Origin of the sequence: Neorhizobium galegae, from assembly GCF_021391675.1 — a bacterium.
Classification (GTDB): Bacteria; Pseudomonadota; Alphaproteobacteria; order Rhizobiales; family Rhizobiaceae; genus Neorhizobium; species Neorhizobium galegae_B.
In genome coordinates, this window is sequence record NZ_CP090095.1 from 3,045,565 (window position 1) to 3,057,846 (window position 12,282).

Genomic DNA, 12,282 nt, shown 5'->3' on the forward strand with positions numbered 1-12,282 from the left:
GGAGTTTTCATCGTGACGGAACAAACCACTCCGCTCGTGGAAATGAAGAACATTTCCATCTCCTTCGGCGGGATCCACGCTGTCGAGAATGCCTCGGTCGATCTTTTCCCCGGCGAGGTCGTGGCGCTGCTCGGCCATAACGGCGCCGGAAAATCGACGCTGATCAAGATCCTGTCGGGCGCCTACAAGCGCGACAACGGCGACATCATGATCAACGGCGAGACGGCCGACATCCGCAACCCGCGCGACGCCAAGAAATACGGCATCGAGACGATCTACCAGACGCTTGCCGTTGCCGACAATGTCGATGCCGCCGCCAATCTCTATCTCGGCCGCGAGCTGCAGACGAAGTGGGGCACGCTCGACGACGTCGCCATGGAGGCCAGCACCCGCGAGGTGATGGGCCGTTTGAACCCCAACTTCAAGCGCTTCAAGGAGCCGGTGAAGGCACTCTCCGGCGGCCAGCGGCAGTCGGTGGCAATCGCTCGCGCCATCCTGTTCGACGCCCGCATCCTGATCATGGACGAGCCGACGGCAGCGCTTGGGCCGCAGGAAACGGCGCAGGTGGGCGACCTCATCAAGCAGCTGAAGCGCGAAGGCATCGGCATCTTCCTGATCAGCCACGACATCCACGACGTCTTCGACCTCGCCGACCGCGTCTTCGTGATGAAGAACGGCAAGGTGGTCGGCCATGCCCGCACCGAGGACGTCACCAAGGACGAAGTGCTCGGCATGATCATCCTCGGCAAGGTGCCGCCCGGCGCCACGCCCGGCCCCGGCGCCATGAAAGTGGCGTGACTGCCAGACAGAATTGCCCCGCCCTTTGAAGCCCGCCGCTGATCAAGGGTGGCGCAGAGGCGGAACCGGGCTTCCCGGTTCCGCCTTCATCCCTTCACAGCAGGCCGCGTCCCGTTGCGAAATCGGCAGGCTGTTGCCAGTCCTGCATCTTGGAACTCCTCTCCTCCCCCAACGTTGGCCTTTCTGAAACCCCAACACGGAGGAACAAAATGCCAGAAGAACGGACTGCACAGGAAGTCATCGAGCACAGGGGAAAACCGGTAAGGACTGCGAGACATTCGCCGGCCGGCCCGTATGCCAAGGAGCGTCTGATCGACAGGGAGAAGACGCCCGGCGCCGGCTCGCTGGCCGAACCCGATGCCAAAGAAGTGGACGCAGGGTCGGAATAGCAAACGATCTATTCGGCGCCGCATGGCCGCACAAGAAGGCTATCTGCGACGCCGTGGCGCTTGCCCGCTCGGGCACGGATCGGTAACACCGTTCGGAACAATCAGAACGAGCGGGCCGGACGGGCATGGCGAACGAGACCATCACACTTTACGAGGCGATCGGCGGCGACGCGACGGTGCGGGCGCTGGTGAAGCGCTTCTACGAGCTGATGGACACGCTGCCGGAAGCGGCCCATTGCCGCGCCGTCCATCCGCCGAGCCTCGAAGGCAGCGAAGCGAAACTCTACGACTATCTGACCGGCTATCTCGGTGGCCCGCCGGTCTACGTGGAAAAACACGGCCACCCGCGGCTACGGTCGCGCCATTTCGGCGCGGCGATCGGGCCTCTCGAACGCGACGAATGGATGCTCTGCTTCCGCCGCGCCATGGACGAGACGATCCAAAACCCGAAACTGCGCGAGATCATCTGGCCGCCGATCGAGCGGCTGGCCTTCCATATGCAGAACAAGGAATAGGCCGTTGGAAAGACTCCATAAATTGCGGCCGTTGATTCTGTTTGTGAGCGGACTGATGGGCGCCGCGGGCGTCGCTCTGGCGGCGGCGGCAAGCCATGGCGGCGACACGGTTTTCTTAGGCTCCGCCTCGACCATGTGCCTGGCGCATGCGCCGGTCCTGCTGGGGCTCTATCTCGGTTACCGGTATTTTCGCACGGCGACGCTTGCCGCGCTGGTGCTCGGTCTCGGCACGATCGTCTTCGCCGGCGATCTCGTCTCGCGCCACTATCTCGGCGACCGGCTGTTTCCGATGGCGGCGCCGGTCGGCGGGACGGGGATGATGCTGGGCTGGCTGATCGTCGCGGTGGGAGCGTTTTTGAAGGTGCGGGAGGTTTAAGACCCCTTCTGGCCTGCCGGCCATCTCCCCCACAAGGGGGGAGAAGACTCGTGGCACGGCCTTGCCTCAATCCAGAGTGGGTGCGGCTGGGTTAGCCCTCCCCCTTCGCATATGGGACCTGAGGCGGTGCAGCGTCCCTAACCCTCCCCCTTGTGGGGAGGGTGGCCGGCAGGCGGGAGGGGTTTCCAAACCCGTACACAGAGGGGACTTGTCCCTACCGCTTAAACGACAGCACCCGAGCGCTCTCGGCCGACGCAGCTTCCACCACAGTCCCCCGTTCAGCCTTCGGCAGCACCACCACATTGGTCATGTCCGCAGCCGCTTCGGCTCGCCTCGTCAGCAGCGCGTAAAGTTCCGGCACCAGCCCGTCGCCGTTCTGTTCGGCAAGCTTGTGCAGGCCGATGAAAAGGCTGGCGTCACGACGTTCTTCGTTCATCATTGCGTTCCTTCATGGTCTGAAGCGCCCGCTCCAGACTGGATTTGGAGCCGTTGCGGAGCGGCACGAAGGTGACACCGAACTTCTTGCAGCCGGTCTTCACCCTCAGACACGCATCGTGGCTGATACAGTCGATGGGGCAGAAGACGCAGTCGACCGACGGCAGCACCGTGTCGATGCGGGAGACCGCCTCGCGAAGTCCGCCGTCGTGGTGGATCAGCTCGGCGCCGAAATTGCTGGCGATCTCCCTCAGGTGCGCCACCTGACAGTCACGGCCGCCGACATAGAGAAAACTGCGGACGTCAGTCACTGCCGGTCCCCGCGTTTCGGCGCTCTTCGCCTCCGCGCCGGAATTGCCGTTCTTCTGCTTCTGCTTCTTGGCCATACGCCCCTCGCCGCCGATTCTGCTTACGCTTCGGTTCCTCGATGGCCGGCACCATATTAAAGTTGAATTTCAGAGTAAAGATTAAAGTGGACTCTTTTTATCATGATATATTGGGCGACCTGATACGACCTCATCACTTCCAAAAATTTACCGTTTGATAAATTTTTATGCTGTGGTACCTTTTGCCCAATAGTTGTCCATGAATCCATAAAAGAGGGAACTTAGGATGGAACGACTGGGAAACGGTCCGCAGGCCGGCATTGAGGCCGGTCGTCTTTCATCGGCGGAGTATGAGGCGAATTTCGCCGATCTCCACCCGCGTCTCGACAGGCACGAGGCGCTGGTCGAATCCGATCGCTGTTATTTCTGCTACGACGCGCCGTGCATGACGGCCTGTCCCACCTCCATCGATATCCCGCTGTTCATAAGACAGATACAGACGGGCAATCCGATCGGTTCGGCGAAGACCATCTTCGACCAGAACATTTTAGGGGGCATGTGCGCCCGCGTCTGTCCCACCGAAACGCTCTGCGAACAGGCTTGCGTGCGCAACACGGCCGAGGACAAGCCGGTCGAGATCGGCAAGCTGCAGCGTTATTCCACCGACATCGCCATGGAACAGGGCCGGCAGTTCTACAGCCGCAAGGCTCCGACCGGCAAGACGATCGCGGTCGTCGGCGCAGGCCCCGCCGGCCTTGCCGCCGCGCACCGGCTCGCCATGCACGGCCATTCCGTCACCATTCTCGAAGCCCGCGAAAAGGCCGGCGGCCTCAACGAATACGGCATCGCCACCTACAAGGCGGTCGACGACTTCGCCGCCCGCGAGGTCGATTACGTGACCGCGATCGGCGGCATCGAGATCGTCAACGGCCAGGCGCTCGGCCGGGATTTTTCGCTTTCCGACCTCTCCGCCAAATATGACGCCGTCTTCCTCGGCATGGGTTTGGCCGGCGTCAACGGCCTCGGCATCGAGGGCGAGGCGCTAACCGGCGTCGAGGACGCGGTCGATTTCATCGCCGCCCTTCGCCAGGCGAAGGACAAGAGCGTACTGCCGATCGGACGGCGGGTCGTCGTGCTCGGCGGCGGCATGACCGCAATCGACGCCGCGATCCAGTCAAAACTGCTCGGCGCCGAAGAGGTGACGATCTGCTATCGCCGCGGCAAGGACAACATGAACGCCTCGCCCTACGAGCAGGATCTGGCGACCGCCAACGGCGTCATCATCCGCCACTGGCTGGCGCCGAAATCGATCATCGGCAAGGACGGCAAGGTCGCCGGCATCGAGGTGGAATATACCGCGATGCGCGACGGCAAGCTGATCGGCACCGGCGAGACCGGCGTCATCGCCGCCGACCAGATTTTCAAGGCGATCGGCCAGACCTTCTCCGCCTCGGGCCTCGGCGCGCTGCAGTTCGAGAAGGGCAAGATCGTCGTCGATGGCGAAGGCCGCACCTCGATCGAGGGCGTCTGGGCCGGCGGTGACTGTATTGGCACCGGCGAGGACCTGACCGTCTCGGCCGTCGCGCAAGGGCGCGACGCCGCAGAAAGCATCGCAAAAGCCCTGGCTGCCGCAGCGCAGCCGGCAACCGCAGTGGCTTGAGGGGAGATCTAGACAATGGCTGATATCCGCAACAATTTCGTCGGCATCAAATCCCCGAACCCGTTCTGGCTGGCGTCCGCACCGCCGACCGACAAGGCCTACAATGTCGAGCGCGCCTTCAAGGCGGGCTGGGGCGGCGTGGTCTGGAAGACGCTCGGCGAGGAAGGCCCGCCGGTCGTCAACGTCAACGGCCCGCGCTACGGCGCAATCTGGGGCGCCGACCGCCGGCTGCTTGGCCTCAACAATATCGAGTTGATCACCGACCGCGACCTCTACACCAACCTTCGCGAAATGAAGGAAGTGAAGAAGAACTGGCCGGACCGGGCGATCGTCGCCTCGATCATGGTTCCCTGCGAGGAACAGGCCTGGAAGGCGATCCTGCCGCTGGTCGAAGAGACCGAGGTCGACGGCATCGAGCTCAATTTCGGCTGTCCGCACGGCATGTCCGAGCGCGGCATGGGCTCCGCGGTCGGCCAGGTGCCGGAATATATCGAGATGGTGGTGCGCTGGTGCAAGCAGTACACCCGCATGCCGGTCATCACCAAGCTGACGCCCAATATCAGCGATATCCGTCACCCCGCTCGTGCCGCCAAGCGCGGCGGTACTGACGCCGTCTCGCTGATCAATACGATCTCGTCGATCATCTCCGTCGATCTCGACACCTTCTCGCCCAACCCGTCCGTCGGTGGCAAGGGCAGCCATGGCGGTTATTGCGGCCCGGCGGTGAAGCCGATCGCGCTCAACATGGTGGCCGAGATCGCCCGCGATCCGGAAACCTATGGCCTGCCGATCTCCGGCATCGGCGGCATCACCACCTGGCGTGACGCGGCCGAATTCCTGGCGCTCGGCGCCGGCAACGTACAGGTCTGCACGGCGGCAATGACCTACGGCTTCAAGATCGTTGAGGAGATGATCACCGGTCTTTCCGACTGGATGGACGAAAAAGGCCATCGCTCGCTCGACGACATCATCTGTCGCGCGGTCCCCAACGTCACCGACTGGCAATATCTCAACCTCAACTACATCGCCAAGGCGCATATCGACCAGGACGCCTGCATCAAGTGCGGCCGCTGCCACATCGCCTGCGAGGACACGTCCCACCAGGCGATCACCAGCATGGTCGACGGTGTGCGCCATTTTGAGGTGATGGAAGAGGAATGCGTCGGCTGCAATCTCTGCGTCAACGTCTGTCCGGTCGAGAACTGCATCACCATGGAAGCGCTGCCCGCCGGCGAACTCGACAAGCGCACCGGCAAGGTGGTCGATCCGACCTACGCCAACTGGACCCAGCATCCGAACAACCCGATGGCAAGGCAGGCCGCCGAGTAACCCATATCCTCTGCCCCGGTCAGCTCGGCCGGGGCATTTTCGTTCTGGCGCTCCTGATCAGCGATGCCATCCGGTCACGGGCGAGCGCGGCCCTGTCGAGCTTGAGGTGTTCGCTGAATTCCACGGAGCCGTGTTCCGGCGTCTTCAAAAGGCAGCGGTAGTGCATGCCGCCCTCCCCGTCGCTTTCTGCCTCGACCGTTGGCGGCGGCAGGCGGTCGGGATCGATACGCTCCTCGTCATGGGTCCAGGGCCAACGGCGGATGACGATCCAGCTGCCATCGCTTTCCTGCCGGACCGAGACGATCGGCCGGGCAAGGGATTCGGACGCCAGCCAGCCGCCCAGCCCCCAGAAGAAGGCGAGGATGAGCGCCCTGAACGGTTCTTGCGCTACGCCGCTGTTGCGGAAAAACACCCAGGTCATCAATCCGAGAATGGCGAACCAGGCGACGATGAAAAGCCAGCCATATACCGGCCGCAGGTTCCTAAAAAGTAGTCTCTCCATGGCTTTTGCCTCCCAAGACTTCTTTCGATGCGGCGATTATATCACGACCCGGGGCATATGCGAATTATCTGAGGACGGGGTGCGAACGCAAAGAGGCCCGGCGGTTGCCGGACCTTCTTCGTCTGTGTGTAATCCAGGTTAGCTCGGGCGGTTTGCGCCTTCAAAATAGTCACCGCGGCCGATCGGAGCGGGGATCTGGTTGGCGTCCTGCTGGTCCTTGGCGATGCTGCCGGTCTGAACGTGGTCGACGGCAGCGGAAGCCTTGGAGGCGCCTTCGTAATAGTCGCCTTCGGCAAGAGCGACGGAAGCGAAGGAGGCCGAAGCGATAAGGGCTGCGGCGATTGCGGAAGTGATCCTGGTCATTGTGGTAATCCTTTCAGAGTGTTCCGCGGCTTTAAGTTTGCGACCTGGCCTGCGGATGGTTGTTTCGGGGTCTTGAATGAGCTGCGATTAGTTCGGGCGGTTTGCGCCTTCAAAGTAGTCGCCACGGCCGATCGGAGCCGGGATCTGGTCGGCGTTCTGCTGGTCCTTGGCAATGCTGCCGGTCTGCATGTGGTCGACCATGGCGGAAGCCTTGGAAACGCCCTGGAAATAGTCGCCTTCGTCAGCGAAAGCTGCACCGGTGAACGAAACCGAAGCGATGAAGGCTGCGGCGATTGCGGAAGTGATCTTGGTCATTGTCTTTGTCCTTTTAGGTTTGGAAGTCCGGTCTGCGTTACCTGCGGTGTGGGATACGGAGCCGGATGGATTTCAGTTTCACGGCCTCGAACGATTTTTAGTTCGGGCGGTTGGCGCCGTCGAAATAGTCACCGTTGTTGACGTCTGCCTGGATGTTGGCCTTCTGAGCGTCGGCCTTCTGGCCGATGCTGCCGGTCTGAACGTGGTCGACGGCAGCGGAAGCCTTGGAGGCGCCTTCATAATAGTCGCCTTCGGCAAGAGCGACGGTAGCGAACGAAGCCGAAGCGATGAGGGCTGCGGCGATGGCGGAGGAAATTCTGGTCATTGTCTTGTTCCTTGCATGTGGTGGAGCCGAGTTTCTCGAAGCCCCTCTGTGTGTTTGATCTTGTCTTCCGAAGCTCGTTGCCGCGCTTCTGATGCTCAAGATGGTGCAAGTCGGCCGCCGGGAATAGACAGCAAGTTGCGGACGTATTGTTCGCAAATATCGAACGATTTAAATTTTATCGTTCACACGGAGAGCATGCACCTACGTGGGGGGATTTGGCCGGGGGATCAGCGGGAGCTGTCTTCAGCGGGCTCGTTCAACAGGTCGAGCATGGCGCGCAGCGCCCGGGTGACGTGCCGCTCACCATGAAAGATCGCCGAGAACTGACGGAGCGGCATCGGGAAATCGGCAATGTGAAGCCGACCGGAAAAGGAGTGGGACGATGCTGCCCGGCTTGAAAGCACCGTGGCGCTCAACCCCGCCTCCACCGCCGCCATCGCCGCTTCGTTCGACGGCATTTCAAGGACAACGGACAATGACTGCGGCTCGATGCCGAGATTGATGAGCTGCGCCTCGAAGGCGGAGCGAGTGCCCGATCCCAGTTCGCGCATGATCCAGTTGGTTTCGAGAAGATCGCTGGAGCGGATCTTGCGACCGTCCGCCCAAGGATGGCGGCTGCCCACGACCAGCACCAGCCTGTCCTCCGCCACCTTTCGGCGTTTGAGCCCGGCCAGAAACACTTCGCCTTCGACGACCGCGAGTTCCGCCGCCCCGGTCAGCACCGCTTCGGCCGCGCTCTGGGTATTGCCGACGGTGAGCCGCAGATCGACGCGCGGAAACCGCTCGTGATAGCTGACCAGCCGGGCCGGCAGCCAGTAGCTCGCGACCGTCTGGCTGGCATGGATCCGCAGGATGCCCGAGGCCGACCCGCCGAGATCGGCAAGCACGTGCTCGGCGGTCTGTGACCGCTCCAAAACGGCGCGCGCCTCCGGCACGAACAGTTTTCCAGCTTCCGTGAGTTCGATCCGCCGCCCGACCCGGTTGAACAGGATCACGGCATGCCGCGCCTCCAGCGCCGAGATCGCCGCACTCACCGCCGACTGGGTGAGGTTCAGCACCTCCGCCGCACGGGTCACATGTTCGCGCGCGGCGACTTCCAGAAAAATTCGAAGCTGATCGAGGGTCATTGTCCAAAACCATTCGCTTTTATCGAACGATATCAGAAAACTTATCAATTGGATTTGTGTTTCTGCAAAAGGGAGAATGATTTTCGACGAATAGAGACTCTCGTGGAAAAATCATGAAGCCGAGCCAGCCGACTGCGGAACAGCGCGCCAACCTCTCCTCTCCCTATTGGCCGGCTTTCACTCAGCTTCTTCCCGGACTTCTCCTGACCGCCGCGATTGCTACGGTCGCCCTCACCGTCCGCAACCTGACAGGCTGGATGACGCTGAGCCCGCTCATCCTGTCGATCGTCTTCGGCATGCTGATCCGCAACGCCTTGCCGGTTCCGGCAGCTGTCGAGCCCGGCATCGGCTTTTCGCTGAAGCGTATCCTGCGCTTCGGCATCGTGCTGCTCGGCCTGCAGGTGACGGCCGGCCAGATTCTCTCGCTCGGCGGCGCTGGCCTTGCGATGGTAGCCGTGACACTCGTGACCACCTTCGTGGCGATCCGGCTGGTTGGCCGGGCCATGGGTGTCGACAGGTCGCTGACCGACCTGATTGCCGCCGGCACCTCGGTCTGCGGCGCCTCGGCGGTCATCGCCGCCAATACGGTGGTGCGTGGCAAGCAGGAGCATGTCGCCTATGCGGTCGCCTGCGTGACACTGTTTGGGTCGCTGTCGATGCTTGCCTATCCGCTGCTCGCCGCCCCGCTCGGGCTCGACGCCCGCGGTTATGGCCTATGGACCGGCTCCACCATCCATGAGGTCGCGCAGGTCGTGGCCGCCGCCTTCCAGGGCGGCGATGTCGCCGGGCAGTTCGGCACCATTTCCAAGCTCGCCCGCGTCGTCATGCTGGCGCCGCTGATCATGACGCTGGCGCTCGCCATGCGCTCCGGCGCGGAAGGCCCATCGAAGGCCTCGGCGCCGATGCCGTGGTTCGTGCTTGGGTTCATCGGGATGATGCTGGTCAACAGCGCAGTCGCCATTCCGGCGGGCGTGAGCCAGACGCTCGTGACCGCGACGAGCTTCCTCCTGTCCATGGCGCTTGCTGCCATGGGACTGCAGACCGACATCCGCAAGCTGAAGGCGGAAGGCTGGCGGCCGCTCGCACTCGGCGCGTTCGGCTGGCTGTTCATCGCGGTTTTCGGCTACGCGATGCTGAAGCTGTTCGCATTCTGAGGAAAAACGGATCGAAGGGATAGGGGCCGCGTCATCAATGGCGCGGCCTTTTCGTCATCTATGGGTCAGCAGGGTTTCGGCTGGTCGTTCTTCGGCTCGGAATCCCGCACTGCCTCGTCATGATACCAGCAATTGGTATCTACGACGCTGAAGGTTACATCATGGATTCCGGTCGGCACGGTCCGGCCGTCCTCCAGCCGCCGTCTCGGGCGGACCGGAAACTGATAGATCGTTGCTGACTCACGATGGATGTGAATTGTCATCCTATCGTCTCCTAACTTCAAAAGTGCATCCAAACACGCACAGAGCACAAATCTGCACATTTTTTGTGCTTATTGCACGATTTTATATCATTTTTTCGACTCGCGCTAGGCGCTAATTTAGCGGCAGCGCGGTCCCGGCGATCTATTTTGCTCGCAGGAACCTCTAGCGGGGAAACGTGTGCCAACCGACCCCGGTTCCGAGCAATCTTGATAGAACCTTTAAAACCCGGAGATTTCATGAGACCGTGCTGATCTACAGGACCTTTAGTCGCTCTCAGCGCTCCGCCTGCGACCCTTCGTTTACACTTTTTTAATCCAGAACCGTCGCTCCGATGCAAACTGGCACGGGAAATGCGTTCTTCTGGTTACCCCGGAGGCGCGGTATCGTCGCGATGCCGCTTCCTCAGGATGGCTCAACCATGAACGTCACGGCCTGAGAGATAAAATATGACCAAGTATAAGCTCGAGTACATCTGGCTCGACGGGTACACCCCGGTACCGAACCTGCGTGGCAAGACGCAGATCAAGGAATTCGACACCTTCCCGACGCTCGAACAGCTGCCGCTGTGGGGCTTTGACGGTTCGTCGACCATGCAGGCCGAAGGCCGCTCGTCCGATTGCGTGCTGAAGCCGGTTGCGCTTTATCCGGATCCGGCCCGCACCAACGGCGCGCTCGTCATGTGCGAAGTCATGATGCCGGATGGCGTCACGCCGCATGCGACTAACGCCCGCGCGACCATTCTCGACGACGAGGATGCGTGGTTCGGTTTCGAGCAGGAATACTTCTTCTACCAGAACGGCCGTCCGCTCGGCTTCCCGGAACAGGGCTACCCCGCTCCGCAGGGCCCGTATTACACCGGCGTTGGTTACTCGAACGTTGGTGACGTCGCCCGCGAAATCGTCGAAGAGCATCTCGACCTTTGCCTCGCCGCCGGCATCAACCACGAAGGCATCAATGCCGAAGTGGCCAAGGGCCAGTGGGAATTCCAGGTTTTCGGCAAGGGCTCCAAGAAGGCCGCCGACCAGATCTGGATGGCACGCTACCTGCTGCAACGCCTGACTGAAAAGTACGGCATCGACATCGAATATCACTGCAAGCCGCTCGGCGACACCGACTGGAACGGCTCGGGCATGCACTGCAACTTCTCCACCAAGTACATGCGCGAAGTCGGCGGCAAGGACTATTTCGAAGCCCTCATGGCTGCCTTCGACAAGAACCTGATGGACCACATCGCCGTCTACGGACCGGACAACGACAAGCGCCTCACCGGCAAGCACGAAACGGCTCCTTGGAACAAGTTCTCCTACGGCGTTGCCGACCGCGGTGCTTCGATCCGCGTGCCGCACTCGTTCGTCAAGAACGACTACAAGGGCTATCTGGAAGACCGCCGTCCGAACTCCCAGGGCGACCCCTACCAGATCGCTTCCCAGGTTCTGAAGACGATCGCCGAAGTCCCGACCAACCGGGCTTCCGCCGCCGCCTGATAATACCAGGCTCGGCAATCGGTAAGTAAGAAGACGCCGGCCTCAGCGCCGGCGTTTTTCGTTTTCGAGTTTACGAAGGAAGCTCAGGCGTTGCGCGCCCGCAGCCCATCTATGAAGAGCTGTTCCAGGAACCGAGCCGCATCCTCGAAACGCCCCTCGCCCGCATAGTTTTGGCCGAGCACGGCGCGCACCTGCACGTCGAAGTCGGCATAGTGCTGGGTGGTCGACCAGATCGAGAAGATCAGGTGGTAGGGATCGCATTTGGCGATCTTGCCGGACCGCGCCCAGGCGCGGATCACCTCCGCCTTTTCGTCGACAAGCGCCTTCAACGGGCCTTTCAGCTCGTCCTCGATATGCGGCGCGCCCTGCAGCACTTCATTGGCGAAAAGCCGGCTTTCGCGCGGGAAATCGCGGGCCATTTCGAGCTTGCGGCGGATATAGGAGCGGATCTCCGATTCCGGATTGCCCTCCGCATCGAAGGCGCGCAGCGGCTCCAGCCAGGTGGACAGGACCCGGTCGATCAGCTGGCGGTGGATCGCCTCCTTGGTGCGGAAATAATAGAGGAGATTGGGTTTCGACATGCCGGCCGCCTCGGCGATCTGGTCGATCGTGGCGCCGCGAAAACCGTTCTGGGAAAACACGTCGAGCGCCGCTTCGAGGATGCGCTCCTCCTTCTCCTCCTGGATGCGCGTGCGTCTCTGCGTCTTCGCCGCCCTCGGGATGGCCATGCCTGTCCTTGCCCTCTTCCGCGTCCACCCGGCGCTTTCGAAATTCCTCTGGATTTTTCGTGATTTTCGTCTTGAGTGGCGCGGCGGAAATAGTAATGTTTTACCAAGCGGTCAAATTATCGGCGACAAGCGGAATAAACGCAATGCCGATCTTCGCATGCCTCTTTTCAAAGCGGGCACGAAGGACCGATG

At 61.7% G+C, this 12,282-nt stretch carries 17 protein-coding genes; 8 read left to right on the forward strand and 9 right to left on the reverse strand.

What is annotated here, in order from left to right:
• Window positions 1-12 precede the first annotated feature (12 nt).
• The 4 genes from LZK81_RS15135 to LZK81_RS15150 all read left to right on the forward strand — a co-directional run bounded on the left by LZK81_RS15135 (window position 13) and on the right by LZK81_RS15150 (window position 2,078).
• Window positions 13-798 (forward strand): ATP-binding cassette domain-containing protein, encoded by a 786-nt coding sequence (locus tag LZK81_RS15135; RefSeq protein WP_233953796.1) that lies wholly within the window; start codon window positions 13-15, stop codon window positions 796-798.
• Between the two features lie 209 nt (window positions 799-1,007).
• A complete protein-coding gene (locus tag LZK81_RS15140) occupies window positions 1,008-1,187 on the forward strand; it encodes a hypothetical protein (RefSeq protein ID WP_046603704.1) in 180 nt (59 codons plus the stop codon).
• A 125-nt stretch (window positions 1,188-1,312) separates the two neighbouring features.
• Window positions 1,313-1,702, forward strand: a complete 390-nt coding sequence (locus tag LZK81_RS15145) for a group II truncated hemoglobin (RefSeq protein WP_233953797.1) — start codon at window positions 1,313-1,315, stop codon at window positions 1,700-1,702.
• Between the two features lie 55 nt (window positions 1,703-1,757).
• Window positions 1,758-2,078, forward strand: coding sequence for a DUF423 domain-containing protein (locus LZK81_RS15150; protein WP_233956580.1), 321 nt, complete (start codon window positions 1,758-1,760; stop codon window positions 2,076-2,078).
• 214 nt (window positions 2,079-2,292) lie between these two features.
• On the opposite strand, the gene LZK81_RS15155 is transcribed toward LZK81_RS15150, so the two are convergent.
• Both LZK81_RS15155 and LZK81_RS15160 read right to left on the reverse strand, forming a co-directional pair.
• Window positions 2,293-2,514, reverse strand: a complete 222-nt coding sequence (locus tag LZK81_RS15155; RefSeq protein WP_233953798.1) for a hypothetical protein — start codon at window positions 2,512-2,514, stop codon at window positions 2,293-2,295.
• Entirely contained in the window at window positions 2,495-2,899 is a 405-nt protein-coding gene (locus LZK81_RS15160) for a DUF2325 domain-containing protein (RefSeq protein ID WP_007769752.1), read from the reverse strand. The genes LZK81_RS15155 and LZK81_RS15160 overlap by 20 nt, the downstream gene beginning before the upstream one ends.
• 226 nt (window positions 2,900-3,125) lie before the next feature.
• Here LZK81_RS15160 and LZK81_RS15165 point away from each other — a divergent pair, with 226 nt between their 5' ends.
• Window positions 3,126-4,499 (forward strand): NAD(P)-dependent oxidoreductase, encoded by a 1,374-nt coding sequence (locus LZK81_RS15165; protein WP_233953799.1) that lies wholly within the window; start codon window positions 3,126-3,128, stop codon window positions 4,497-4,499.
• Window positions 4,500-4,514: 15 nt separating this feature from the next.
• Window positions 4,515-5,828 carry an NAD-dependent dihydropyrimidine dehydrogenase subunit PreA gene (gene preA, locus LZK81_RS15170; protein ID WP_046603699.1) on the forward strand — a complete coding sequence of 438 codons (1,314 nt, stop codon included), beginning with the start codon at window positions 4,515-4,517 and terminating at the stop codon, window positions 5,826-5,828.
• A 19-nt stretch (window positions 5,829-5,847) separates the two neighbouring features.
• Here preA and LZK81_RS15175 read toward each other — a convergent pair whose 3' ends face one another.
• The 5 genes from LZK81_RS15175 to LZK81_RS15195 form a co-directional block, all read right to left on the reverse strand.
• Entirely contained in the window at window positions 5,848-6,330 is a 483-nt protein-coding gene (locus tag LZK81_RS15175) for a hypothetical protein (RefSeq protein WP_046609137.1), read from the reverse strand.
• 138 nt (window positions 6,331-6,468) lie between these two features.
• On the reverse strand, window positions 6,469-6,693 hold the full coding sequence (locus LZK81_RS15180; protein WP_046609136.1) for a hypothetical protein: 225 nt from the start codon (window positions 6,691-6,693) through the stop codon (window positions 6,469-6,471).
• Between the two features lie 87 nt (window positions 6,694-6,780).
• A complete protein-coding gene (locus LZK81_RS15185) occupies window positions 6,781-7,008 on the reverse strand; it encodes a hypothetical protein (protein WP_233953800.1) in 228 nt (75 codons plus the stop codon).
• 97 nt (window positions 7,009-7,105) lie between these two features.
• Window positions 7,106-7,333 carry a hypothetical protein gene (locus LZK81_RS15190; RefSeq protein ID WP_233953801.1) on the reverse strand — a complete coding sequence of 76 codons (228 nt, stop codon included), beginning with the start codon at window positions 7,331-7,333 and terminating at the stop codon, window positions 7,106-7,108.
• Between the two features lie 227 nt (window positions 7,334-7,560).
• The gene (locus tag LZK81_RS15195) at window positions 7,561-8,460 is read right to left on the reverse strand and encodes a LysR substrate-binding domain-containing protein (protein ID WP_233953802.1); all 900 of its coding nucleotides are present in this window, start codon (window positions 8,458-8,460) and stop codon (window positions 7,561-7,563) included.
• Between the two features lie 113 nt (window positions 8,461-8,573).
• Between LZK81_RS15195 and LZK81_RS15200 the strand changes: the two genes are divergently transcribed.
• Window positions 8,574-9,614 (forward strand): YeiH family protein, encoded by a 1,041-nt coding sequence (locus LZK81_RS15200; RefSeq protein ID WP_233953803.1) that lies wholly within the window; start codon window positions 8,574-8,576, stop codon window positions 9,612-9,614.
• 65 nt (window positions 9,615-9,679) lie between these two features.
• Here the strand turns inward: LZK81_RS15200 and LZK81_RS15205 are convergent, their stop codons facing one another.
• Complete coding sequence (locus tag LZK81_RS15205; RefSeq protein ID WP_046625238.1) at window positions 9,680-9,877, reverse strand: DUF2735 domain-containing protein; 198 nt, start codon at window positions 9,875-9,877, stop codon at window positions 9,680-9,682.
• A 447-nt stretch (window positions 9,878-10,324) separates the two neighbouring features.
• On the opposite strand from LZK81_RS15205, the gene LZK81_RS15210 reads away from it, so the two are divergent.
• Entirely contained in the window at window positions 10,325-11,362 is a 1,038-nt protein-coding gene (locus LZK81_RS15210; protein ID WP_046603692.1) for a glutamine synthetase beta-grasp domain-containing protein, read from the forward strand.
• A gap of 83 nt (window positions 11,363-11,445) precedes the next feature.
• On the opposite strand, the gene rutR is transcribed toward LZK81_RS15210, so the two are convergent.
• Window positions 11,446-12,090 (reverse strand): HTH-type transcriptional regulator RutR, encoded by a 645-nt coding sequence (rutR, locus tag LZK81_RS15215; protein WP_233953804.1) that lies wholly within the window; start codon window positions 12,088-12,090, stop codon window positions 11,446-11,448.
• Window positions 12,091-12,282 lie beyond the last annotated feature (192 nt).

Bases quoted from the DNA above. Each gene is read 5' to 3' on its own strand.
- LZK81_RS15140 (WP_046603704.1), top strand. From the start codon at position 1,008: ATGCCAGAAGAACGGACTGCACAGGAAGTCATCGAGCACAGGGGAAAA.
- LZK81_RS15145 (WP_233953797.1), top strand. From the start codon at position 1,313: ATGGCGAACGAGACCATCACACTTTACGAGGCGATCGGCGGCGACGCG.
- LZK81_RS15150 (WP_233956580.1), top strand. From the start codon at position 1,758: ATGGGCGCCGCGGGCGTCGCTCTGGCGGCGGCGGCAAGCCATGGCGGC.
- LZK81_RS15155 (WP_233953798.1), bottom strand. From the start codon at position 2,514: ATGAACGAAGAACGTCGTGACGCCAGCCTTTTCATCGGCCTGCACAAG.
- LZK81_RS15160 (WP_007769752.1), bottom strand. From the start codon at position 2,899: ATGGCCAAGAAGCAGAAGCAGAAGAACGGCAATTCCGGCGCGGAGGCG.
- LZK81_RS15165 (WP_233953799.1), top strand. From the start codon at position 3,126: ATGGAACGACTGGGAAACGGTCCGCAGGCCGGCATTGAGGCCGGTCGT.
- preA (WP_046603699.1), top strand. From the start codon at position 4,515: ATGGCTGATATCCGCAACAATTTCGTCGGCATCAAATCCCCGAACCCG.
- LZK81_RS15175 (WP_046609137.1), bottom strand. From the start codon at position 6,330: ATGGAGAGACTACTTTTTAGGAACCTGCGGCCGGTATATGGCTGGCTT.
- LZK81_RS15180 (WP_046609136.1), bottom strand. From the start codon at position 6,693: ATGACCAGGATCACTTCCGCAATCGCCGCAGCCCTTATCGCTTCGGCC.
- LZK81_RS15185 (WP_233953800.1), bottom strand. From the start codon at position 7,008: ATGACCAAGATCACTTCCGCAATCGCCGCAGCCTTCATCGCTTCGGTT.
- LZK81_RS15190 (WP_233953801.1), bottom strand. From the start codon at position 7,333: ATGACCAGAATTTCCTCCGCCATCGCCGCAGCCCTCATCGCTTCGGCT.
- LZK81_RS15195 (WP_233953802.1), bottom strand. From the start codon at position 8,460: ATGACCCTCGATCAGCTTCGAATTTTTCTGGAAGTCGCCGCGCGCGAA.
- LZK81_RS15200 (WP_233953803.1), top strand. From the start codon at position 8,574: ATGAAGCCGAGCCAGCCGACTGCGGAACAGCGCGCCAACCTCTCCTCT.
- LZK81_RS15205 (WP_046625238.1), bottom strand. From the start codon at position 9,877: ATGACAATTCACATCCATCGTGAGTCAGCAACGATCTATCAGTTTCCG.
- LZK81_RS15210 (WP_046603692.1), top strand. From the start codon at position 10,325: ATGACCAAGTATAAGCTCGAGTACATCTGGCTCGACGGGTACACCCCG.
- rutR (WP_233953804.1), bottom strand. From the start codon at position 12,090: ATGGCCATCCCGAGGGCGGCGAAGACGCAGAGACGCACGCGCATCCAG.